This is a genomic window from Flavobacterium sp. EDS, assembly GCF_020991525.1.
Lineage (GTDB): Bacteria > Bacteroidota > Bacteroidia > Flavobacteriales > Flavobacteriaceae > Flavobacterium.
On sequence record NZ_JAJMOZ010000008.1, the window covers coordinates 187,047 to 209,268 of the forward strand.

21 protein-coding genes are annotated in these 22,222 nt (G+C 32.2%); 13 read left to right on the plus strand and 8 right to left on the minus strand.

The window, feature by feature from the left end:
* Positions 1-9: 9 nt before the first annotated feature.
* The 4 genes from LPB87_RS13405 to LPB87_RS13420 all read right to left on the minus strand — a co-directional run bounded on the left by LPB87_RS13405 (position 10) and on the right by LPB87_RS13420 (position 2,622).
* Positions 10-876 carry an archaemetzincin gene (locus LPB87_RS13405; RefSeq protein WP_230728204.1) on the minus strand — a complete coding sequence of 289 codons (867 nt, stop codon included), beginning with the start codon at positions 874-876 and terminating at the stop codon, positions 10-12.
* A 39-nt stretch (positions 877-915) separates the two neighbouring features.
* On the minus strand, positions 916-1,644 hold the full coding sequence (locus LPB87_RS13410) for a hypothetical protein (protein ID WP_230728205.1): 729 nt from the start codon (positions 1,642-1,644) through the stop codon (positions 916-918).
* The gene (locus LPB87_RS13415) at positions 1,628-2,179 is read right to left on the minus strand and encodes an SMI1/KNR4 family protein (protein ID WP_230728206.1); all 552 of its coding nucleotides are present in this window, start codon (positions 2,177-2,179) and stop codon (positions 1,628-1,630) included. The genes LPB87_RS13410 and LPB87_RS13415 overlap by 17 nt, the downstream gene beginning before the upstream one ends.
* 137 nt (positions 2,180-2,316) lie before the next feature.
* A complete protein-coding gene (locus LPB87_RS13420; RefSeq protein ID WP_129539479.1) occupies positions 2,317-2,622 on the minus strand; it encodes a hypothetical protein in 306 nt (101 codons plus the stop codon).
* Positions 2,623-3,004: 382 nt separating this feature from the next.
* Here LPB87_RS13420 and trmD point away from each other — a divergent pair, with 382 nt between their 5' ends.
* The 10 genes from trmD to uvrB all read left to right on the plus strand — a co-directional run bounded on the left by trmD (position 3,005) and on the right by uvrB (position 15,410).
* Positions 3,005-3,685, plus strand: a complete 681-nt coding sequence (trmD, locus tag LPB87_RS13425) for a tRNA (guanosine(37)-N1)-methyltransferase TrmD (RefSeq protein ID WP_129539480.1) — start codon at positions 3,005-3,007, stop codon at positions 3,683-3,685.
* A gap of 276 nt (positions 3,686-3,961) precedes the next feature.
* Positions 3,962-4,312: a 50S ribosomal protein L19 gene (gene rplS / locus LPB87_RS13430; RefSeq protein WP_129539481.1), complete on the plus strand. Its 351-nt coding sequence runs from the start codon at positions 3,962-3,964 to the stop codon at positions 4,310-4,312.
* Positions 4,313-4,592: 280 nt separating this feature from the next.
* Entirely contained in the window at positions 4,593-6,815 is a 2,223-nt protein-coding gene (locus LPB87_RS13435; RefSeq protein ID WP_230728207.1) for an NADP-dependent isocitrate dehydrogenase, read from the plus strand.
* A 142-nt stretch (positions 6,816-6,957) separates the two neighbouring features.
* The gene (locus tag LPB87_RS13440; protein WP_230728208.1) at positions 6,958-9,339 is read left to right on the plus strand and encodes a TonB-dependent receptor; all 2,382 of its coding nucleotides are present in this window, start codon (positions 6,958-6,960) and stop codon (positions 9,337-9,339) included.
* 37 nt (positions 9,340-9,376) lie between these two features.
* Positions 9,377-10,198 (plus strand): DUF4249 domain-containing protein, encoded by an 822-nt coding sequence (locus LPB87_RS13445; RefSeq protein ID WP_230728209.1) that lies wholly within the window; start codon positions 9,377-9,379, stop codon positions 10,196-10,198.
* An 8-nt stretch (positions 10,199-10,206) separates the two neighbouring features.
* A complete protein-coding gene (locus LPB87_RS13450; protein ID WP_230728210.1) occupies positions 10,207-10,689 on the plus strand; it encodes a GyrI-like domain-containing protein in 483 nt (160 codons plus the stop codon).
* Between the two features lie 144 nt (positions 10,690-10,833).
* Positions 10,834-11,292 carry a RidA family protein gene (locus LPB87_RS13455; RefSeq protein WP_230728211.1) on the plus strand — a complete coding sequence of 153 codons (459 nt, stop codon included), beginning with the start codon at positions 10,834-10,836 and terminating at the stop codon, positions 11,290-11,292.
* A gap of 285 nt (positions 11,293-11,577) precedes the next feature.
* Entirely contained in the window at positions 11,578-12,240 is a 663-nt protein-coding gene (locus LPB87_RS13460) for a thiamine diphosphokinase (RefSeq protein WP_129539487.1), read from the plus strand.
* Positions 12,241-12,406: 166 nt separating this feature from the next.
* The gene (rlmF, locus tag LPB87_RS13465) at positions 12,407-13,366 is read left to right on the plus strand and encodes a 23S rRNA (adenine(1618)-N(6))-methyltransferase RlmF (RefSeq protein WP_129539488.1); all 960 of its coding nucleotides are present in this window, start codon (positions 12,407-12,409) and stop codon (positions 13,364-13,366) included.
* Positions 13,367-13,418: 52 nt separating this feature from the next.
* Complete coding sequence (gene uvrB, locus LPB87_RS13470) at positions 13,419-15,410, plus strand: excinuclease ABC subunit UvrB (protein WP_230728212.1); 1,992 nt, start codon at positions 13,419-13,421, stop codon at positions 15,408-15,410.
* Here uvrB and LPB87_RS13475 read toward each other — a convergent pair.
* Positions 15,407-15,808, minus strand: coding sequence for an excinuclease ABC subunit B (locus LPB87_RS13475; RefSeq protein ID WP_230728213.1), 402 nt, complete (start codon positions 15,806-15,808; stop codon positions 15,407-15,409). The genes uvrB and LPB87_RS13475 overlap by 4 nt on opposite strands.
* A gap of 58 nt (positions 15,809-15,866) precedes the next feature.
* Here LPB87_RS13475 and LPB87_RS13480 point away from each other — a divergent pair, with 58 nt between their 5' ends.
* From LPB87_RS13480 to pafA, 3 genes are all read left to right on the plus strand, one after another.
* Positions 15,867-16,877, plus strand: a complete 1,011-nt coding sequence (locus LPB87_RS13480; protein WP_230728214.1) for a dipeptide epimerase — start codon at positions 15,867-15,869, stop codon at positions 16,875-16,877.
* Between the two features lie 70 nt (positions 16,878-16,947).
* Positions 16,948-17,415 carry a DUF1456 family protein gene (locus LPB87_RS13485; protein WP_129539494.1) on the plus strand — a complete coding sequence of 156 codons (468 nt, stop codon included), beginning with the start codon at positions 16,948-16,950 and terminating at the stop codon, positions 17,413-17,415.
* A gap of 124 nt (positions 17,416-17,539) precedes the next feature.
* Positions 17,540-19,156 carry an alkaline phosphatase PafA gene (gene pafA / locus LPB87_RS13490; protein ID WP_230728215.1) on the plus strand — a complete coding sequence of 539 codons (1,617 nt, stop codon included), beginning with the start codon at positions 17,540-17,542 and terminating at the stop codon, positions 19,154-19,156.
* A gap of 327 nt (positions 19,157-19,483) precedes the next feature.
* Here pafA and LPB87_RS13495 read toward each other — a convergent pair whose 3' ends face one another.
* The 3 genes from LPB87_RS13495 to LPB87_RS13505 all read right to left on the minus strand — a co-directional run bounded on the left by LPB87_RS13495 (position 19,484) and on the right by LPB87_RS13505 (position 22,086).
* The gene (locus LPB87_RS13495) at positions 19,484-20,671 is read right to left on the minus strand and encodes a hypothetical protein (RefSeq protein ID WP_230728216.1); all 1,188 of its coding nucleotides are present in this window, start codon (positions 20,669-20,671) and stop codon (positions 19,484-19,486) included.
* A 211-nt stretch (positions 20,672-20,882) separates the two neighbouring features.
* On the minus strand, positions 20,883-21,554 hold the full coding sequence (locus LPB87_RS13500) for a hypothetical protein (RefSeq protein WP_230728217.1): 672 nt from the start codon (positions 21,552-21,554) through the stop codon (positions 20,883-20,885).
* Between the two features lie 166 nt (positions 21,555-21,720).
* Positions 21,721-22,086 carry a hypothetical protein gene (locus tag LPB87_RS13505; RefSeq protein ID WP_230728218.1) on the minus strand — a complete coding sequence of 122 codons (366 nt, stop codon included), beginning with the start codon at positions 22,084-22,086 and terminating at the stop codon, positions 21,721-21,723.
* Positions 22,087-22,222 lie beyond the last annotated feature (136 nt).

Sequence of the window (22,222 nt, forward strand, 5' to 3'; positions counted from 1 at the left end):
ATTTAGTTTTTATTGAATCTTCTCTAAATCTTTCTTCATTAATTGAGTTGCATCGTTGAGTTTGACTTTCTCAAAATATTTTTCTAATTCGACTAACCTTTTCTTATTATCATACTTTATACCCGAATTTAATTTTCTCTGACAAGCTGAACATAATCTAATGGCACTGTTATCTGTTTCTGGCAAACTAATTGTTCCATTCATTACGCAATCTGCCACTATACAATGATACAATCCGAACATATGCCCTATTTCATGGGAACAAGTTTTTAATAATCGCGATAAACATAAATCAAAATTAGCAGGTGTTAGCACCTCATCTTGTAATCTATAAATGGAACTCACTCCTATTTTATCTCTGTAAGATGCTAATCCAAAAACGTAATTCCATTCGGGTTTAGGAAATAAATCCTTTTCTGTTAATGCCATTAAAGCAACTCTATTTAATGGTTTTTCTTTTTTAAGTACACTATCTAAGATATAACCTGCTAAAAACTGTTCGTTATCTTCGTATCCAATTCGTCTGGCTGAACTAGGAATTATATCGTTAGAGAATTTCTCCAAAGTTTTGGTTTTTAATTGAAAGAAAATCTCAAGATATTCTCTAACTAATTCGATTTGCTTCTTTTGCAGAGTAGTAAAATTCCCAATAGGTCTAATATAAATAATATTAGAATTATTTGTTGGAACTACATGTCTGGAATTTATAAATTGCTCGAAACTTTGCCCCTTCTCTTTATGAGTATAAAGCCATTCTCCTTCAACAGGTTTCGATAGTTTCACATCATTATCTGCTATATCATCAAAGTATTGATTTCCCTTGTTCTGATTACAAGAACAGAAAGTCAGAAATAATAAGAGTATTAGTTTTTTCATAAAGGTTTATGCTATTTTTTACTGGAATTATAAATTCTTTTACCCGTTATAATTCATTGACATTATTGTATGGTTTATTATCTCAATATCTAACAAATGATCTTGATAAAAATCATCTCCTCCTGAAATGGAACAAAAAACAGCTCCTGATTCTTCAATTACTATTTGAGTTCTATATACTACTAAAGTATCATACCAATCATCATTTGCTCTGTCTTCATCATTTTCCTTATTATAAAAATCGATTAATTCCTTCTTACAATTCCCTAACCAGTTAATATAATTAATGATTTCTTCTAAACAATTCTCAATATGCCCGTTAGGCAGATAAACGGAAACTTTATCTGCTAATTTATTAAACACTATACTATTCTTATTCGTGATTTTAAACTTATTGTCGTTACTCTTTGATTTAACAAAATCGCTTAACTCTAGTTTAGGTTGCTCTTTCTTTTCTCTATATTTTCTAATATCTTTTATGATGAAGTTATTTTTGTGTGATTTGGATTTCTCTTCCATTACATACAACTTTGTTGCCTCTTTTCTATTGTTTAAATCAGCAACTTCCTTGAAAACTTCGAATGCTGATTTATGAAACCCCAACAGGCTATAAACATTTGAAAGTACTAAATCATCTTGTTTTGTTCTGTTAGCATTTTCTAATTCATAAAGTAAATCATAAAGCTTCTCGACACTTTCTGGTGAGGCATTCGATTTTCTAAACTCTTTAGATAGCTCTACATAATCTTTTTTATAATGGCTGTTCATTTTCAATATCATCTTCACTTATTAAATTATAAAAATCATTAAATACATCTTCCACCTCATCTGCTTTTTCATGATCCCATAACACAATTGGGTAATTGTTATCCTCTTTATTTCTATTGCTATCAAAACAGAGCAGTCCCCAATCACTCCAATTAGCAAAGGGAATATATCCTTTTTCAATTAAATCATCCTTTAGATTTTCATGGAAAATCATTTCTCCCAGAGATTCTTTCCAACTATTTACTGGATGTTTAAAAAATGAAGCCTCTAAAATATAAAGCTCATAAAAGTGTTTGTGTTTTAAAAATATTTTATAATCTTCGGGGAATTCACAACCAAGTCGATTTTCAAATTCTTTAATTTCATTATCAGTTACTTTACTAGCAATAGGAAACCATATTCTCCACTCTTCGTCTTGATTTTGATTGGGATCAGCCATTTCAGCTTCAATTTTATTTGGTAGTGTGTTACCATTAACCTCAACAAACTTTTTCAAATAAAAATCAATTATACTTGTTATTTTCTCTTTATTCATCATACATCACTTTTAAAACACTATCTAATAAAAAACATAATACCTATGAAAATAGCAGTCATTATCTTTTACAAACAATAACAAATTCTCATAATTAACACAAAATACTTAAATTAATTTTCTATTCTTTATAACATTTAATCTCCTAACAACTCTAGTTCAATTTTTTTATTTATTAGAAAAATCAAAACTCCTTTAAATTCAATAATAGCAGTAGTCTTCAATTTGTTTTTATTCAAATCTGTTGTTTCAATATATTTATCTATAATTTTTACTATTGTCAATTGATCTCCTATAGTAAGTTTTAAATCTCCATATTGATCAATCATGATCCCTGTCCATTGGGTAAATAATTCAAAAATTTCAGATAAAATTCCAAACTTCTTGTCATCTATTTGGAATAATAATTCCTTGTTATCGAATCTATGAAAATCTAATGCCATTACTTTCTTTTTTTAAATTCTTACTTAATAATAAATAAGCTCTAACTTTATTTGCTAATGTATTCAAAAAACCTCTCTCCCTAAATATTATTTTGTAAGATTTGTTAATGCTTAAATTTTCCAAATCATATCCAACCAAAAAAAAGAACCTCTTATATGCTAAAAATATGAGAACGTAAAATATATCATACAAGATACATATTATGTGTTTTTGCTTAATTTTTAAATCTCTTCTCTATTTTTTCTAAATCTTAATTCTATATTCTATACTCTATATTCTATACTCTTTAATCTATATTCTTTAATCTATATTCTTTAATCTATAAATTTCTCAAATATTTACTTTGTATCTTTGCAGCCTAGAACCTTTTGAAAATAAAAAATGCGCATAGATATTATTACTGTTTTACCTGAGTTATTGCGAAGTCCATTTGAAGCTTCGATTATGAAACGTGCTATTGACAAGGGTATTGTCGAGGTTCATTTTCATAATTTACGCGATTATACAACCAATAAACAGAAGAGTGTTGATGATTATCCTTTTGGCGGTGGTGCTGGAATGGTTATGACGGTTCAGCCTATTGATGCTTGCATCACGCATTTAAAAAGCGAAAGAGAGTATGACGAGATTATATATATGTCACCTGACGGAGAAACGCTAAACCAAAAAATGGCTAACACGATGTCAATGTATGAAAACATTATCATTTTGTGTGGACACTATAAAGGTGTTGATCAAAGGGTTCGCGATCATTTTATTACCAAAGAAATTTCGATTGGTGATTATGTTTTATCTGGTGGCGAATTAGGTGCTTTGGTTTTATCGGACGCTTTAATTCGTTTGATTCCTGGTGTTTTAAGTGACGAAACTTCAGCCCTAACTGATAGTTTTCAAGATAATTTATTATCTGGCCCTATATACACACGCCCTGCAGATTATAAGGGATGGAAAGTTCCTGATGTTTTAACCAGTGGCCACTTTGCTAAAATTGACAAATGGAGAGAAGATATGGCTTATGAACATACTAAAAACAGACGCCCTGATCTTCTTGAAGAGAAGTAAGTTTTTAGTATTCGGCCTCAATTTACAGTTACAGTTTACAAACTGGCGTATTAAAAATTGAGAGTAAAGACTATAAGCTTAAAGTCGTGACTCAATAACACAGCTGATTTACTGCAGTCTGATTCTTAGGATTATAACTAAATATTAAGACAAAAAACTTTAAACAATAAAAACTTTAAACTTTAAACATTTTTTCTATCTTTGCACCCAAATTAGACCAACCTCTGGCGAAATCCGTGTATGTTGCTTTATTACAAAACCATAATTAAAGATATCATGGCAGATTTAATGAAATTCGTTAAAGACGAATTTGTTACTAAAAAAGATTTCCCAGTTTTCGGAGCTGGAGATACTATCACAGTTTTCTACGAAATTAGAGAGGGTGAAAAAACAAGAACTCAGTTTTTTAAAGGAGTTGTTATTCAAAGAAGAGGTTCTGGTAACACAGAGACTTTTACTATTCGTAAAATGTCTGGTGCTATTGGTGTAGAGCGTATCTTCCCAGTTAACTTACCAGCTTTACAAAAAGTTGAAGTTAACAAAAGAGGAGCTGTACGTAGAGCTAGAATTTTCTACTTCAGAGAACTTACTGGTAAAAAAGCTAAGATTAGAGACAAAAGAAGATAATTTTTTATCTCTTTACCATAAAGATCCCGATTCATTATTTATGAATCGGGATTTTTTTTGTTCTAAACAAAATATCAAAACAGTAATTCTTTGGCTTGAAAACCATCGATTTGTCAATTATACCTGCTTAAAATGGCAATCTGTTAATTTAAGGAATTCTGTAAAAAACGCAACCGTTTTCGGACTGTTTTACTTATATTTGCTTCGCTCATTTTGAGCCGACCATTCCTTTACATCGTCATTTTTTTGACGATACGATTATATTAAAAAAGAAAAAAAAATGACACAGAATTCAAAAATTGTTTACACCTTAACTGATGAGGCGCCATTATTAGCGACTTATTCTTTCTTGCCTATTGTACAAGAATTTACTGCTACAGCGGGTATTGCTATTGAAACTAGAGACATTTCGTTAGTGTCTCGAATTTTATCTAATTTCCCGGAGTACTTGACCGATTCTCAAAAAACAGGGGACGCCTTGGCTGAGCTAGGACAACTTGCTACTAAACCGGAAGCAAACATCATTAAGTTACCAAACATCTCTGCATCGGTTCCTCAATTAAAAGCTGCCATTGCCGAATTACAATCTCATGGATATAAAATTCCAAATTTCCCTGAAGATCCACAAAACGATACCGAAAAAGAAATTAAAGCTAAATATGCTAAAGTATTAGGTTCTGCTGTAAACCCAGTTTTACGTGAAGGAAACTCTGATCGTAGAGCACCAAGAGCTGTGAAGAATTTTGCAAAAGCAAATCCACACTCTATGGGAGCTTGGTCAGCAGACTCAAAAACTCATGTTGCATCTATGCCAAATGGTGACTTTTACGGAAGTGAAAAATCACTTACTGTTCCTAACCCTACTGATGTAAAAATTGAATTCGTTGCTAAAGACGGAACTACTACTGTTTTAAAAGAAAGTACTCCTCTTAAAGCAGGAGAAATTATTGATTCTGCTGTATTAAACTTAAATGCTTTAAAAAGCTTTGTTGCTACAACTATCGAAGAAGCAAGAAAAGAAAATATATTACTTTCAGTTCACCTGAAAGCTACAATGATGAAAGTTTCAGATCCAATTATTTTTGGTGCTATTGTAGAGGTTTACTTTAAAGATGTATTCGAAAAATACGCTACTTTATTTAGCGAACTAAATATTGACACAAGAAATGGATTGGGTGATGTTTATGCTAAAATTGCAGGAACACCTCAACAAGCCGAAGTTGAAGCAGCATTAGATGCAGCTATCGCTAACGGTCCGGCACTTGCTATGGTAAACTCTGATAAAGGGATTACGAACTTACACGTTCCATCGGATGTAATTGTTGATGCTTCTATGCCTGCAATGATCCGTACTTCTGGACAGATGTACAATAAAGAAGGAAAACAACAAGATACTGTTGCTATTATTCCAGACCGTTCTTATGCTGGTGTTTATACTGCAACTATCGATTTTTGCAAAAAACATGGTGCTTTTGACCCAACTACAATGGGAAGCGTACCAAACGTGGGCTTAATGGCTCAAAAAGCAGAAGAATACGGATCTCATGACAAAACTTTCCAAGTTAAAGGTGATGGTGTTGTTCGTGTTGTTGATGCTAATGGAACTGTATTAATGGAACAAACTGTTGAAGATAAAGACATCTTCAGAATGTGTCAGGCAAAAGACGCTCCTATTCAGGACTGGGTAAAACTAGCTGTAAACAGAGCTCGTTTATCTAATACTCCTGCAGTTTTCTGGTTAGACGAAAACAGAGCACACGATAGAGAATTAATCGAAAAAGTAAAAACTTACCTTAAAGATTATGACACTACAGGTTTAGATATTCGTATCATGAATCCAATCGATGCTACAAACTTCACTCTTGAAAGAATAATTAAAGGATTAGACACTATCTCTGTAACTGGTAACGTATTGCGTGATTACCTTACAGATTTATTCCCAATTCTTGAAGTTGGAACTTCTGCTAAAATGCTTTCTATCGTTCCTTTAATGAATGGTGGTGGATTATTTGAAACTGGTGCTGGAGGTTCTGCGCCTAAACACGTTGAACAATTTACTCAAGAAGGATATTTACGTTGGGATTCATTAGGAGAATTTTTAGCTCTTGGTGCTTCTTTAGAGCATTTAGGTCAAACTTTAAACAACTCTAAAGCAATTGTTCTTGCTGAAACTCTAGATGAGGCAAATGACAAATTCCTTGCAAACGATAAATCTCCAGCTCGTAAGATTGGACAAATCGATAACCGTGGTTCTCACTTTTATTTAGCGTTCTACTGGGCTCAAGCTTTGGCTGCTCAAAATAAAGATGCTGAATTAAAAGCGATCTTCACTCCTATCGCTGCTGAATTTGCTGAAAACGAATCTAAAATAAATGCTGAATTAATTGCTGCTCAAGGAAAACCTCAAGATATTGGTGGGTACTACCAACCAAATCCTGAATTAACTAGCAAAGCAATGCGTCCAAGCCCAACATTTAATTCAATCTTAGCTAAAATAGCTTAAACAATGTATTTAATTACATTTCTACAAATACATATTAAAAGACAACCAGAAATGGTTGTCTTTTTTTTAACGCATATTTAACATTGGTTTTGTAATATTTCTTCCCTTCTAACGTCTTATAAAGTAATTCAAAATTTAAACAATGATTTCAAAAAAAGTTAGTTTATTACTTATTGTATTTTTTGCTACTTTTTCTTCAATAGCACAAGAAAAATTTACTCTCAGTGGTACCATCTCCGACTCAAAAAATAATGAAACCTTAATTGGAGTTAATATTTACATCCCTTCACTAAAGATAGGCACAACAACCAACGAATATGGTTTTTACTCCATTACAGCTCCAAAAGGAGAATATCAGATAGAAATAAGTTATGTCGGATATCAATCTTTTGAACAAAACATTTCTTTGACAAAAAATATTAAAAACAATTTCTCACTTAAAGAAGGTGGCGAAGAACTTAAAGAAGTAGTCATTACTGATAATAGAGGAAAAGCCAATACTCGTACTCCCGAAATGAGTGTAAACAAACTTTCTATAACATCCATAAAGAAAATGCCTGTTGTTATGGGAGAAGTTGATGTTTTGAAATCAATTTTACTGCTCCCTGGTGTTACCAATGCTGGTGAAGGAGCATCTGGTTTTAACGTACGCGGTGGTGGAGCAGATCAAAATTTAATACTTCTTGATGAAGCTACTATTTTTAACTCTTCACACGTTTTTGGATTCTTCTCTGTATTTAATCCAGATGCAATTAAAGATTTAAAACTATACAAAGGGGGAATTCCTGCTCGTTACGGCGGTAGAGCCTCTTCAGTTTTAGATATTTATCAAAAAGATGGAAATAGCAAAGATTTCCATATGAATGGCGGAATTGGTTTAATTTCTAGCCGACTTCTTGCAGAAGGTCCATTAGTAAAAGATAAAGGATCGTTCTTAATTGGAGGAAGAGCTTCTTACGGACATTTATTCCTAAAACTAACTGAAGACATGAAAGATAACTCTGTTTATTTTTATGACTTAAATGCTAAATTCAGTTACAAACTAAATGACAACAACAGCTTGTACCTATCAGGTTATTTTGGGCGTGATGTATTTAGTATTGCCAAAAGTTTCGCAAATACTTATGGAAATACAACTTTAAACTTGCGTTGGAATCATTTATTTTCCGACAAGCTTTTCACTAATCTATCTTTAATTTATAGTGATTATTATTACGGTCTAGATTTAGATTTAGTAGGATTCAAATGGGATTCTGGCATCAAGAATTATAATATCAAATACGATTTCAAGAATTACATTTCAGACAAATTCAAGTTAAATTACGGTATAAATGCTATTTACTATGATTTCAACCCAGGAACTATTAAACCTACAGGCGACGAAATTAGAATCAACCCAGAACAACTAGACAAAAAATATGCATTTGAACCTGCAATTTATATTGAAGCAGAAAATCAAATCGCTAAAAAGTTAACACTCTCTTACGGACTTCGTTTGAGCATGTTTTCCCGTTTAGGCTCTTCGACAGTTAACCTATATGAGAATAACAATCCTGTTATTTTTGATCCTGTCCGTCAGATTTATGAAAAAGCAACTCCAATAGGAACTCAATATTATAGCAAAAACAAATCTATTTATGATTATAAAAATTTAGAACCTCGTTTTTCTATTGGATATCAAATTAACGAAGACCAAGCTGTTAAAGCTAGTTATAACAGAATGGCACAGTACTTACAATTAATATCAAATACCTCTTCTCCTACTCCACTCGATGTATGGATGCCAAGTGATCAGTTTATCAAACCTCAACTTGCAGATCAGGTAGCTTTAGGTTATTTCAGAAATTTTCAAGATGGAGATTACTCTCTTGAAGCTGAAACGTATTATAAGAAAATCAAAAATAGACTTGATTATATTGATGGTGCCGATTTAATCGCAAATAACGCTATTGAGCAAGTACTTCTAAATGGTCGTATGCGTTCTTATGGTATAGAGCTAATGTTTAAAAAGAATACTGGAAAACTAACTGGATGGGTTTCTTATACGTTATCTAAATCAGAACAACAAACACCAGGAAGAACTCCAGAAGAAACAGGAATTAACAACGGACAATGGTATAATTCAGTTTATGACAAACTACATAATTTGGCTGTAACAACTGCATATACCCTAAACGAAAAATGGTCATTTGGGGCTAATTTCGCTTTACAATCAGGACAACCAGTAACTTATCCGACTGGATACTATGAATATCTTGGTGTTAAGGTTCCTCATTATGGTTTACGAAATGAAAATAGATTACCAGCTTATCATCACTTAGATATTTCAGCAACATTAACTCCTAGATCAAATAAGGACAGAAACTGGAAAGGCGAATGGGTTTTTAGCATTTACAATCTTTATAATAGACGCAATGCTGCTTCAATTAATTTTAGACAAAATGAAGATACTGGATACAATGAAGCTGTAAAAACATCTATTTTCGGAATGGTTCCTGCAGTAAGCTATAATTTTAAATTTTAATTCACTTCTCCAAAAAGAGAAATAAAAATATATTCACATGAAAAAAATAAACCTATTAATTCTATTTTTTACAGCACTCTTTTTTACAAGTTGTGAAGAAGTTGTAGATGTTGATTTAAAAACAGAACCTCCCAAATTAGTAGTAGAAGCTGTCATTAATTGGACAAAAGGTACAACGGGAAACCAACAAATGATAAAATTAACTACAACAGCCGATTATTACAATCCCCAAATTCCAGTTGTATCAGGAGCTACTGTATCTATAAAAAATAGCACTAATAAAGTATTTACTTTTATAGAAATTCCTAAAACTGGTCAATACGTTTGTACAAATTTTGAACCTGTTATTAACGAAACTTATGTTTTAACCATTATTAGTGGAGGAAATACCTATACTGCAACCGAAACTTTAAAATCAGTCGCGTCTATTACTAGAATAGAACAAAAAAACGATGGTGGCATTATGAAAGATGAGATTGAAGTAAAAGCATATTTTAACGATCCTGCTAATGAAACAAATTATTATTTATACCACTACACGTACTCTAATAAAATACTGTCAAGTTATTCGGCTGTAGAAGATAGATTCTTTAACGGAAATGAATTCTTCAGTTCCTCGAATAATGATGATTTAAAAACTGGTGATCAAGTTGAGATAAGTCATATCGGTATCTCTAAGAGTTATTACAATTACATGAATATCTTAATAAGTATTGCTGGTGATAATAGTGGTGGACCATTTCAATCTCCTCCAGCAACAGTAAGAGGTAATGTTATAAACACAACAAATGCAAGCGACTATCCTTTAGGTTATTTTTCACTTGGAGAAATAGACACTAAAAAATACACAATCGAGTAATTCTGAATATGGAACACAGAGTAGAAATTTTAACCGAAAAGAAAATTGTTGGAAAACGAATTACAACCTCTTTTTCTGCCAATAGGACAAAAGAACTTTGGCAAGGTTTTATGCCTAACCGAAAAGAAATACAAAACAATATCGGTTCAGAGTTATATTCTATTGAAGTGTATCCAGAATCTCATTTTGCTAATTTTAGTCCAAACAATCAATTTGAAAAATGGGCTGGCATAGAAGTAACAGATTTCCTTTCGGTTCCTGTTGGTATGGAAACCATTGTAATTCCAAACGGACTATACGCAGTTTTTATTCACAAAGGCGCTGCAAGCAACGGACATAAAACATATCAATATATTTTCACTGATTGGTTGCCTAAGTCGGAATACTCACTTGAGAACAGACCTCATTTTGCCGTAATGGGCGAAAAATACAAACATGAAGATCCAACATCTGAAGAGGAAATTTGGATTCCGATTAGATATAAAAAATAAAATTCATAAAAAATGCTCTCCCAACTGAGAGCATTTTTTTTGCTTTATTTTTAAAACACAAAGCTATCAAGTCTCAACATATGTAAATGTTTAAGAATTAGAATTAGGCAACCTTTGCGAATAATTAATTCAAAAATTAAAATCATGAGACACTTACTTCTTTCTCTATGTTCGCTATTTGCATTTAATGCAAAAGCACAAACTTTCAAAAATCCAGAATCTTTATTTGATCCTACCCCCTATGGCTTTAGTCATGCATCATCGGTTTCTGCAACTGGGGAATTGATTTACATATCTGGGCAAAGTGGTGGCTTGGGCAAAGAACATCTTTTAAGTAATAACTTTCGAGAACAAACACAAGTAGCATTACAAAATATTGTAACAGTACTGGACAGCTACAACTTAAAACCACAGAATCTTATAAAAATTACTATTCTAATAGTAGATCATTCCCAAGAAAAACTAAAAATATGGAATGAAGAAATTAATAAAGTATGGAAAAATAAGCCATTCCCAACCAGTACATTAATTCCAGTTCCAAAATTAGCCATAGACGGAATGTTAATTGAAGTCGATGCAGTTGCTTACAAAGCAAAAAAATAACTTTTTAAGATTCTTAAACCATTAAGAAATTATGTTTAATTAAGAATCTTTGACAAAGAAAACCAATCATATAAGTTATCTAAGCTCATTTAAGTAAAACAGTCCAAACTTATATTTTCTTAAATAACTTATATGGCAAAAATATCGTTGCAACTTTTAGACAACACAAATAATCCTTTTAATCTTTATAATCTGTCGCTGAAAAAAACTTAATTACTTAATCGTAGAAAAACATTTACTTTTTACTTTCGTACATTTACAGCACATTTTAAATCTTAACAATAAATGTCCTCACATCATATCGTACGCGACGACCAAGAACCTGCATTAATCATAGCCAACGGAGCGGCCTGTAATCCCGAATTATTAGGACAATTATTAGAATGGTCTCCTTTAGTAATCGTATTAGATTCAGCAATTGAGCGCGTAGTCGATTTAGGTATAAAAGTCGATGTCCTACTTGGTGATTTCGATCGTGGATTCGACCCGGAAATATATAAAACGACACAATACCCAATCGAAATTGTACATACTCCAGATCAGGACAAAACCGATTTAGAAAAAGCATTCGATTACTTAATCGAACGCAAAATACCTGCTGTAAATGTAATTTGGGCAACAGGAAAAAGAGCCGATCACACCATTACAAACCTTACCAACATTGTTCGCTATCGAAATTTGTTAAAGATTGTCATCCTCGACGATCATTCTAAAATATTTTTATTGCCAAATAAATTCGAAAAATGGTACACCGCCAACACCCCGATTTCACTCATCCCAATTGGAGTCGTAAACGGTATTTTTTCGGATAATTTAGTATATCCTTTGCATAACGACACACTCACAATAGGCTACAGAACTAGTAGTAGCAATGCTGTTTCCAAAGATGGAATCGTTACAATTACACATACTGATGGTGATTTATTGTTGATGGAATGCTTCGATTAATTCTTTTTTTTCAGGAGCTAATTCCCGCTTTCGCTTCAATCTTTTAGGGCAAAAAAAGCCCAAAAAGGATACCAACTCAATCGGGGCTAAACCAAATAATTTCATAATAGTAATATAACTTATTACCAAATTAGGAATGTGTACCTTTGCACGGAAATTAAGAATAATGAAAGCTACAAATAACGCCGAGAAAACAAGTCTACATCCTAGAAATCCGCATCGTTCCCGCTACGATTTTGAACAACTAATTGCAGCTTGTTCCGAATTAAAGAAATACGTGGCGATAAACGAACATGGAATCGAAACGATTGATTTTAGTAATCCCGAAGCAGTAAAGGCACTTAATAAAGCCTTATTAATTCATTATTACGACATACAAAACTGGGACATCCCTAAAAATTATCTTTGCCCTCCAATTCCAGGAAGAGCTGACTATATTCATTACCTAGCCGATTTATTAGCCACAACAAACAATGGTGCTATTCCAGAAGGCGAAGCTGTATTAGGTTTAGACATTGGTGTAGGTGCCAATTGTATTTATCCAATATTAGGAAATGCAGTTTATGGATGGAGTTTCGTGGGAACAGATATCGATGAAAAAGCTATTGAAAACTGTAGTAAAATCATCGAAGCCAATCCTAAACTAATTGATGCTATTAGTTTACAACAACAAACAGAATCACGTTTTATATTCAAAAATATAATTACACCCGAAGATAAATTTACATTCACGATTTGTAATCCGCCTTTTCATTCTTCCTCAGAAGAAGCTAATAAAAGTGCTGTTCGAAAAGTAACAAGTCTAAATCCAAAAGCAAATAGAAAAGCAGCACCTGTTTTAAACTTCGGTGGTCATAATGCCGAACTATGGTGTGATGGAGGAGAAATTGGGTTTATAACGCAAATGATTTACGAAAGTGCCAAATACCCAATGCAATGTTTATGGTTTACTACATTAGTATCCAAAAGAGAAAACTTATCAAGTATCTATAAAACATTAAACAAGGTAAATGCTTCAATCGTAAAAACAATCGATATGGCGCAAGGTCAGAAAACAAGCCGCATTGTAGCATGGTCTTTCCTTACTGAAGCACAACAGGGCAAATGGAAACTTTCAGAATCATAATTTCTATTTTTGTTTTGTAACTTTACAGTACCAACAATTCTAATATAAATAAATGAATTTTCAAGTAGTCTCAGATTATAGTCCAAAAGGAGATCAACCGCAAGCAATTGAAAAATTAACCCAAGGTATAATCGATGGCGAAAAATACCAAACGCTACTTGGGGTAACTGGTTCAGGAAAAACATTTACAGTAGCCAATGTAATACAGGAAGTGCAGAGACCAACATTGGTTTTGGCACACAATAAAACATTAGCAGCACAATTATATTCAGAATTCAAACAATTTTTCCCAAACAACGCCGTAGAATATTTCGTTTCATACTATGATTACTATCAGCCAGAAGCTTTTATGCCAGTAACTGGAGTATTTATAGAGAAAGATTTATCTATTAACGAAGAGTTGGAGAAAATGCGTTTAAGCACAACATCTTCCCTACTTTCAGGACGACGCGACATATTGGTCGTAGCTTCAGTTTCTTGTTTATACGGTATCGGAAATCCTGTAGAATTCCAGAAGAATGTTATTGCAATAGAGAAAGATCAGGTTATTTCGAGAACCAAATTATTACACAGTCTGGTACAAAGTTTATATTCTAGAACCGAAGCCGATTTTAATCCTGGAAGTTTTAGAATAAAAGGTGATACTGTTGAGGTATATCCTAGTTATGCAGATGACGGATATCGAATTCATTTTTTTGGTGATGAAATCGAAGAAATTGAATCCTTTGATATAAAAACTTCTCAGGTAATTGAGAAATTTAATAAACTTACTATTTACCCTGCCAATATGTTTGTAACATCACCAGATGTACTGCAAGGAGCAATATGGCAAATACAACAAGACTTGGTAAAACAAGTAGATTATTTTAAAGAAATAGGAAAGCATCTAGAAGCCAAACGACTAGAAGAACGCACCAATTTTGATTTAGAAATGATTCGTGAACTGGGTTACTGCTCAGGCATCGAGAACTATTCTCGTTATCTTGATGGAAGAGAAGCAGGAACAAGACCATTCTGCTTACTAGATTACTTTCCTGATGATTATTTAATGGTAGTCGATGAAAGTCACGTAACATTATCACAAGTCCATGCTATGTATGGAGGAGATAGAAGCCGTAAAGAAAACCTTGTTGAATATGGTTTCCGCTTACCTGCTGCAATGGATAACCGTCCTTTAAAATTTGAGGAATTTGAAGCCATGCAAAACCAAGTAATTTATGTATCGGCTACTCCAGCAGATTATGAATTGCAAAAAACAGATGGTGTGTATGTAGAGCAGGTAATTCGTCCAACAGGATTATTAGATCCAATTATCGAAGTACGTCCAAGTTTAAATCAAATTGATGATTTAATCGAAGAAATTCAGATACGCTGCGAGTTAGACGAACGTGTTTTGGTAACCACTTTAACCAAAAGAATGGCCGAGGAATTAGCCAAATATCTAACCAAAGTTAATATTCGTTGCCGCTATATTCACTCTGATGTAGATACGCTAGAACGTATCGAGATTATGCAGGATTTACGAAAAGGAATTTTTGATGTTTTAATTGGAGTAAACTTACTTCGTGAAGGTTTGGATTTACCCGAAGTTTCACTAGTAGCAATTCTTGATGCTGATAAAGAAGGATTTTTGCGTAGTCATAGATCATTAACCCAAACTATTGGTCGTGCAGCGAGAAACCTCAACGGAAAAGCAATTATGTATGCTGACAAAATCACAGCAAGCATGCAAAAAACTATTGACGAAACCAATTATCGCCGTACAAAACAAATTAATTTCAATCTAGAACACAATCAGGTTCCACAAGCATTAAACAAAAAAATCGACAGCGCATTTACCAAAAATCCATTGGTAGAATACGAATTAGGTCATACTTTAACTGAAGCTGCCGAACCAGATACAGCTTACCTTTCTAAAGCTGAATTAGAGAAAATGATTCGTGAGAAACGCAAATCAATGGAAAAAGCAGCAAAAGAACTAGACTTCCTTCAGGCGGCAAAATTACGTGATGATATTAAAAAGCTACAGGAGCAGTTAACTTAATTATGTTGCTCCTGAAAAATCTTCAATAATACCTCAGGATCAATCATTGCATTTGGAGCATTCTTCATTAAATTAAGAATACGCTTAGTAGCTATAGGATTTAATCCCATATCAATAGCTATTTGCTGTATTGCGGTCGCTTCTCTAATATGTAATATACCATCGCAATGCATAATTAAAGCCAATCTATAAAATTGCTGAATACGCTGAAACTCAGATTTAATAACTAACGAAGGAGTTTCTTGATGAAATAAATCCTGAAAAGTTACTTTGTCAATACGCAATTCATTAGCAACCAATGACAAAAAATCATACTCCCTTTTATGCAATTCTCCATCAACAGTTGAGAAAGATATTAGCTCTAAAAGTAAACTTATTTTTTCTGCATTAGTATTCATCAAATTCATATTTTTAGCTAAAATATTGCTTTTAAATTTAAAATACAAAACGGCGGCTATGCAATTAATCATCAGAGCATACAATCTAAAATTAAAACACACTTTTAGGATTTCAAGAAAAACAATTGATTTTCAACCTACGGTAATTGTCGAATTAAAAAAAGATGGATATTCGGGTTTTGGTGAAGCAACATCCAATCCGTATTATAATATTACCATCCCGATACTAGAAAATGATATCGAAAAAATTCGTCCAATAATAGAAACAATTGAGGATGAAACTCCTGAAGAATTTTGGGCAAAAATAAATCCATTATTAAAAGAAAATAAATTTGCGTTATGCGCCTTAGATAATGCTTACAATGATTGGTATGCAAGAAAAAAAAATATAAAACTATATCAGCTATGGAATTACTCTATTCAAAATAATCCATTGACAAATTACACCATTGGAATTGATTCTATCAAAAAAATGGTTTCTAAAATGGAAGAATTACCATGGCCTATTTATAAAATAAAATTAGGAACTCCCGAAGACATTGCCATTGTAACTGAGTTAAGAAAACACAGTAACGCTATATTTAGAATTGATGCCAATTGCGGATGGGGTGTTGATGAGACAATTAAAAATGCTATTGAGCTAAAAAAACTTGGAGTCGAATTTCTAGAACAACCGCTCAAAGCAGATGATTGGGACGGACATCGAGAAGTTTTTAATCATTCCGTCTTACCTATTGTAGCAGACGAAAGTTGTATTATAGAAAGTGATATTGCTAAATGCCACAACCATTTTCATGGTGTAAATATAAAATTGATGAAATGTGGCGGTATAACTCCAGGACGACGAATGCTACAGGAAGCAAAGCAATTGGGATTAAAAACAATGATAGGCTGCATGACAGAATCTACGGTTGGAATTTCTGCAATTGCCCATTTATTACCCGAACTCGATTATGTTGATATGGATGGCCCTTTGCTATTAGAAAAAGATATTGCTAGTGGCGTTATCATACAAAATGGAGCCGTAAAATATGCCGAAGGTAACGGAACTGGAGTTATCTTGTATTAATCACAATTTCAATATAAGGAAAGTGGCAATTCAATTACTTTTAAAACGTACCTTTGTAAAAAATTAAACGATGACAAATAACGATATCCTAAAAAAACTACGCGTAGCCTTAATGCTCCGTGACGACCAAATAGTTGAAATATTAGAATTGGTAGATTTTAGAATTTCAAAATCAGAGTTGGGTGCTTTTTTCAGAGCCGAAGACCATGAAAACTATATGGAATGTGGGGATCAGGTATTGCGTAACTTCTTAAACGGATTAGTAATTCATTTAAGAGGAACAAAAGAAAATCCTAAAAATCCTAATGATGTTTTAGCGAAACACAAAGCTGAAATACCTGCTAAAGGAAGTACTAAAGAAAGGCCAGAGTTTAAAGCCAAATCTAAAGATGAGGAAAGATCTAGAGGAGATCAAGCTCCATCTAAATCTGGAACTGCTACAAAAAAACCTTTCAAAAAGAACAACAGTAAATCTACTCCAAAAATACAAGTAGTTGAAAAAGTAAAATTCAACTTCGGTAAAAACAAAAAATCCTAAGCTCACACTTAGGATTTTTTTTATCAGATATGTTAAAGTAAAACCGTTTTTGTGTTTTCAATCTCAATTCTGAATTCTTTTTGAATTTGAATCTGTATTTTTGTATAAAATTAGATTTTAAAACATGAAGAAAATTATTTTATTTTTAGCACTTGTATTCGTTACTCAAATAAATGCACAAGAACGTCCAAAACTAGTAGTTGGAATTGTTGTAGATCAAATGAAGATGGAATATCTCTATCGTTTCTCAGATGATTTTACAGCAAATGGTTTCAAAAGGCTTATGAATAATGGATACACGTTTCAAAACATGCATTACAATTACACGCCTACTTACACTGCACCAGGGCATGCTTCTATTTACACAGGAACAACTCCTGCTACACATGGAATTGTAGGTAACGAATGGTTTAGCCGAAAATTAGGAAAACAAACGTATTGTACCGATGATGCAGGCGTAGCAACAGTAGGTGATGGTACAAAAGAAGAAGGCGCAATGTCTCCAAAAAATTTATTAAGTACGACTATCACTGACGAACTTAGAATGGCAACCAATTTTAAAGGAAAAGTAATTGGAATAAGTCTTAAAGATCGTGGTGCAATTTTGCCAGCTGGGCACTTTGCTAACTGGGCTTTTTGGTACAGCAAAACAGGATCATTTATTTCAAGTACATTCTATGGAGATAAATTACCTGATTGGGTAACTCAATTTAATAGCGAAAAACACTATTTACCATACATAAACAAAGGTTGGGATTTATATAAACCAGTTGCTACTTACAACAAAAGTTTACCAGACAACAATCCATACGAAGGAAAATTGTACAATAGTGAAGCACCAGTTTTTCCATACAACTTAAAAGATATGTATGATAAAAATGATGCTGGAATTATCCGTTCTACTCCATTCGGGAATGATTTATTAGCAGAGTTTGCTATGAAAGCAATCGAAAAAGAAGAATTAGGAAAAGATAATATTACTGATTTTTTAACTGTTAGTTTTTCTTCTACAGATTACGTTGGACATTTATTAGGACCACGTTCTATGGAGTTACAAGATACTTATTTACGCTTAGATCAAACTATTGCCGATTTCTTAACTTACCTTGACAAAACTGTTGGTAAAGATAATTATTTACTTTTCTTAACTGCTGATCATGCTGGAGCTGAGAATGTAAATTATCTTAAAGACAATAAATACAACGTAAATAATATTAGCCCTAAAGATATCCGCAAAAACTTAAAAGATTTTTCAGTAAAAACTTTTGGTGCTGACTTGGTTTTAAATTATTCAAGCTTCAATTTATTTCTAAATAAAGAAGTTATCAAAACTAAAAAACTGGAATTAGTTAAAGTAAAACAAGCATTCAAAGAGTATTTAATGGCTCAGGATTATGTAAAAAGAGTATATACTGAAGAAGATATTTTAAATGCTACTGGTAATGATTACTATTTAAATTTCATTGTAAAAGGATATGATGTGACTCAAAACGGAGATTTAATTATATTAGACAAACCAGGTTATATCGAATATCAAGGAACAGGAACTTCTCATGGAACTCCTTATACTTACGACACACACGTACCAGCAATTTTTTACGGATGGAATATTAAAAAAGGAGAATCATATAATAAAAAAGTGATTACTCAAATTGCTCCAACAATTGCACAAAAAATAAAAGTAACGTTCCCGAACGGAACCGAAGCAAATGTTCTTGAAGAAGTTTTAGATAAAAAATAATTTCTTCTTAACGCATAAAAAAGAGGATGCCTGAAAATTACTTTCGGACATCCTCTTTTTATTTAAAACTATCTTATTTAAATTGCTCGAATATTTATAATAGTGCGAAATTTTTTCTGTACCTGCACTCCATTCCAATAATCAGACATCAAGTTGATACTACCAGAGATGTGATATATTTATAGCAATCTCAAGAAAAACCAAAATATCGCTACGCTGTAGCAATTATCTATCCTATTTTCTAAAACTGTCCAAAAACAAAATAAACTGTTTGAAAAATACTTTTCGAACAGTTTATTTTTTAAAACATCCTAATATTGAGTTAGTTTATCCTCTAAATCTATTTCTTACAATAATGTCTTTAAGCTTGGCTTTTAAATCTTCACCAGTGTCATAAACCATTTGTTCGTTATTAGGAAATGGCATAGCACGTCTATTAAAATAACTCATGTAACTATCCTCGCAAGCACTCTTATCTCCTTTGTAAGTTGCATAAACATAATCAAAGATGAATTCGCTGGTTACTGGAAACGATTGCATTAACTGATTGGTCTTTAAATCAACGTAATCTACCTTTGCGGTTACCTGACAAGATTTAAATTGTCTGAACTCGTATATATTTGCTCGAAGCGTTCTATAATTATCAACTTTTATTTCCCGACCTAAGCTATCTTTTACAGGCTTACCTCTACCATCCAAAAGAGTTCTCACTCCATCTTTCACCTGCTTTTCTTTAATAAACTCTTTCTCTTTAATTTGCTCTGGCGAAATAAATATCTCTCTAAAATTCAAAATTAAACTATAGTCATAAACAACACTTTTTTGTCTGACACTATGATAAACAGTCCATTTATCATTTAATCCGTACGTGCTGAAATCTAATAAATCATTTTGAAGCTGTTTTGGAATAACCATATTCGTTTCGTTTTTAGCATAAACATCTACAAAATCGGTGCCTTTAAAAAGGGCTTCATCCATTAATTTTTTCGCATTTTTATATCCTGGATTGATATTTTCCAGATAAGCAAAATCATCATATGCTTTTCTAAAATCTAGTTTATTCTTAGATTTTAAAAGTGCCGAAGCATTTTCATATAAATATTTTGATAATGCATTTTTGCTACTTACAATTTGCGAAGAATAATTATCAAACGGAAAATAAGCATTCTTACCTTGTTTCATTAACTGCAATGGCAACAATGGTCGTATTTTTTCCTGACGATTATTTAATTGTATGTACGTATTGTAAACACGCTCAATGTTAGCTGGATTAGCCTCTTTTGCCATCAAATCAAGACTGCGTAAATCTCTCTCTTTGGCTTTAGCAAAAGCTTCTTCTAACAAGTAAACATAATCTTGTTTTCCTTTAGAATCTTTTTTAGTTCTTAATCCTTCGACCGCACGATCAATAGCTCCATCATAATTACCATCACTTAACATTGACTGAGTGCTTTTTACACCACACGAAGAAAGTGCTAAAAACAATATTGAAAAAAGTAGTATAATCTTTTTCATTTTATAAATTTTAAAGTGCAAATATATCTGTTTTAGATTGATTCAGATAAGTCGCAACTCGATTTTAAATTTAAGAAGCAGAAACTTTCAATTTCAGAATAATCTCCTCCGCGATAGCTATAAGAACTTGGTCAAATTAGAGCATTTACTATTTATAAAAAGTTTTAACCAAATTTATTACTAAAACTAGAACGTCAAGAGCCATAAGTCATCACTTTAAATTCGATTTTATCTTTTCTATTTTTTCATTTTGCAATTTTAAAATTTGTTTCAATTCTTCAATAGTTTCGTTCCGCTTTTCCAATTCTATAATTTTCTTATTCTGATCGATTGTGTACAATGTCAATTCTTCAATTTTTTGCAGTAACTTAGAAGTTAGTACTCCCAAATCTGTTCCATTTTCCTCCATTTCATTTGCAGATTGTATTTCAGGCAAATGCTTTTTATTTTTAACAAATTTCTCTAATTCACTTAATGGCATTAATTTATAAGTTTCTTCAAAAACAAAATCAGCACCATTAAGATCTACTTTAATTTCTCTTGCGCGTATTGTTCCTACAACATCAAGTTTATAACTTGGAGAAATTGTCCCTATACCGATATTACCTTGATTATTTATTACTAGCCTATATAGCATATCATCACCAATAGAAAATTCACCATTACCTAATCGCCCTGGATGCAAGTACCAAGAAGATGTAACTCCATCTGTTTTACTTAGATGTATACCTGCGTTCATTCCTGCCCCCTGAATATCAAGTTTATATGTAGGCGATGCTGTACCAATTCCTACTTTATCGCCTGTATCAACAATTTGAGCATTTATTGTAAATATTGAACTTGTTAATAATAATACTAAATTGATTAAAATTTGCTTCTTCATTATTTGTTTATTTTTTTAGTATAAAAAATTTGTTTTAAAAACATTAGATTTCCATCTCACCTATTATTTGAATAAATTTAAAGTTTCTTATCTGATCCAAAGTAAATACTAAGTCCTGAGAATCATTTGAACTAGAAAAACTTCATAATTACTATTGTGATAACAATCAGGACTGTTTCTTCATTCTTATTTGATAAGCAATTTCCCAAAAGAATATAGATAAAAAAGCATTAGCCATTAATGCAGTTTTGATTCCGTAAGCATCATATTTTGGAAATAGATGCAAATCTCCAAACTTCAATGCTACGTATAAAGCTAAAAATGCAATTATAGCAGAGTACACTATATTTAATAAAGGTTTCCATTTTAATACCAAAAAAGAGAAAATTAGATTGATAAGAAGAAAACCACAACCTAAAGTTATAAATCTATGATCTTTTAATTTTTCTCCCAATGCCAATAAATATGAAGTTGAAAAGCTATAGGTAAAGAATAATATTGAATAGGCAAGAATACGGATTTGTAATTTCATTTTTTAATTTTTTAGTTTGCCGAAAATACAAATTAAAAATGAAGCTTTGATTAGGTTGGCTATAATATGGACAAAAAAATGCGCAAAATCAAAAAGACATTTGCGCATTTTTCTTTATAAAAAACTCTATTTAGAG

Excerpts from the sequence above, each read along its gene's own strand:
- rlmF (WP_129539488.1), top strand. The coding sequence starts at position 12,407 with ATGAAAGCTACAAATAACGCCGAGAAAACAAGTCTACATCCTAGAAAT.
- LPB87_RS13455 (WP_230728211.1), top strand. The coding sequence starts at position 10,834 with ATGAGACACTTACTTCTTTCTCTATGTTCGCTATTTGCATTTAATGCA.
- LPB87_RS13445 (WP_230728209.1), top strand. The coding sequence starts at position 9,377 with ATGAAAAAAATAAACCTATTAATTCTATTTTTTACAGCACTCTTTTTT.
- LPB87_RS13505 (WP_230728218.1), bottom strand. The coding sequence starts at position 22,086 with ATGAAATTACAAATCCGTATTCTTGCCTATTCAATATTATTCTTTACC.
- pafA (WP_230728215.1), top strand. The coding sequence starts at position 17,540 with ATGAAGAAAATTATTTTATTTTTAGCACTTGTATTCGTTACTCAAATA.
- LPB87_RS13410 (WP_230728205.1), bottom strand. The coding sequence starts at position 1,644 with ATGAACAGCCATTATAAAAAAGATTATGTAGAGCTATCTAAAGAGTTT.
- LPB87_RS13405 (WP_230728204.1), bottom strand. The coding sequence starts at position 876 with ATGAAAAAACTAATACTCTTATTATTTCTGACTTTCTGTTCTTGTAAT.
- LPB87_RS13435 (WP_230728207.1), top strand. The coding sequence starts at position 4,593 with ATGACACAGAATTCAAAAATTGTTTACACCTTAACTGATGAGGCGCCA.
- trmD (WP_129539480.1), top strand. The coding sequence starts at position 3,005 with ATGCGCATAGATATTATTACTGTTTTACCTGAGTTATTGCGAAGTCCA.
- LPB87_RS13450 (WP_230728210.1), top strand. The coding sequence starts at position 10,207 with ATGGAACACAGAGTAGAAATTTTAACCGAAAAGAAAATTGTTGGAAAA.
- LPB87_RS13420 (WP_129539479.1), bottom strand. The coding sequence starts at position 2,622 with ATGGCATTAGATTTTCATAGATTCGATAACAAGGAATTATTATTCCAA.
- uvrB (WP_230728212.1), top strand. The coding sequence starts at position 13,419 with ATGAATTTTCAAGTAGTCTCAGATTATAGTCCAAAAGGAGATCAACCG.
- LPB87_RS13480 (WP_230728214.1), top strand. The coding sequence starts at position 15,867 with ATGCAATTAATCATCAGAGCATACAATCTAAAATTAAAACACACTTTT.
- LPB87_RS13500 (WP_230728217.1), bottom strand. The coding sequence starts at position 21,554 with ATGAAGAAGCAAATTTTAATCAATTTAGTATTATTATTAACAAGTTCA.
- LPB87_RS13495 (WP_230728216.1), bottom strand. The coding sequence starts at position 20,671 with ATGAAAAAGATTATACTACTTTTTTCAATATTGTTTTTAGCACTTTCT.
- LPB87_RS13440 (WP_230728208.1), top strand. The coding sequence starts at position 6,958 with ATGATTTCAAAAAAAGTTAGTTTATTACTTATTGTATTTTTTGCTACT.
- LPB87_RS13485 (WP_129539494.1), top strand. The coding sequence starts at position 16,948 with ATGACAAATAACGATATCCTAAAAAAACTACGCGTAGCCTTAATGCTC.
- LPB87_RS13415 (WP_230728206.1), bottom strand. The coding sequence starts at position 2,179 with ATGAATAAAGAGAAAATAACAAGTATAATTGATTTTTATTTGAAAAAG.
- rplS (WP_129539481.1), top strand. The coding sequence starts at position 3,962 with ATGGCAGATTTAATGAAATTCGTTAAAGACGAATTTGTTACTAAAAAA.
- LPB87_RS13460 (WP_129539487.1), top strand. The coding sequence starts at position 11,578 with ATGTCCTCACATCATATCGTACGCGACGACCAAGAACCTGCATTAATC.
- LPB87_RS13475 (WP_230728213.1), bottom strand. The coding sequence starts at position 15,808 with ATGAATACTAATGCAGAAAAAATAAGTTTACTTTTAGAGCTAATATCT.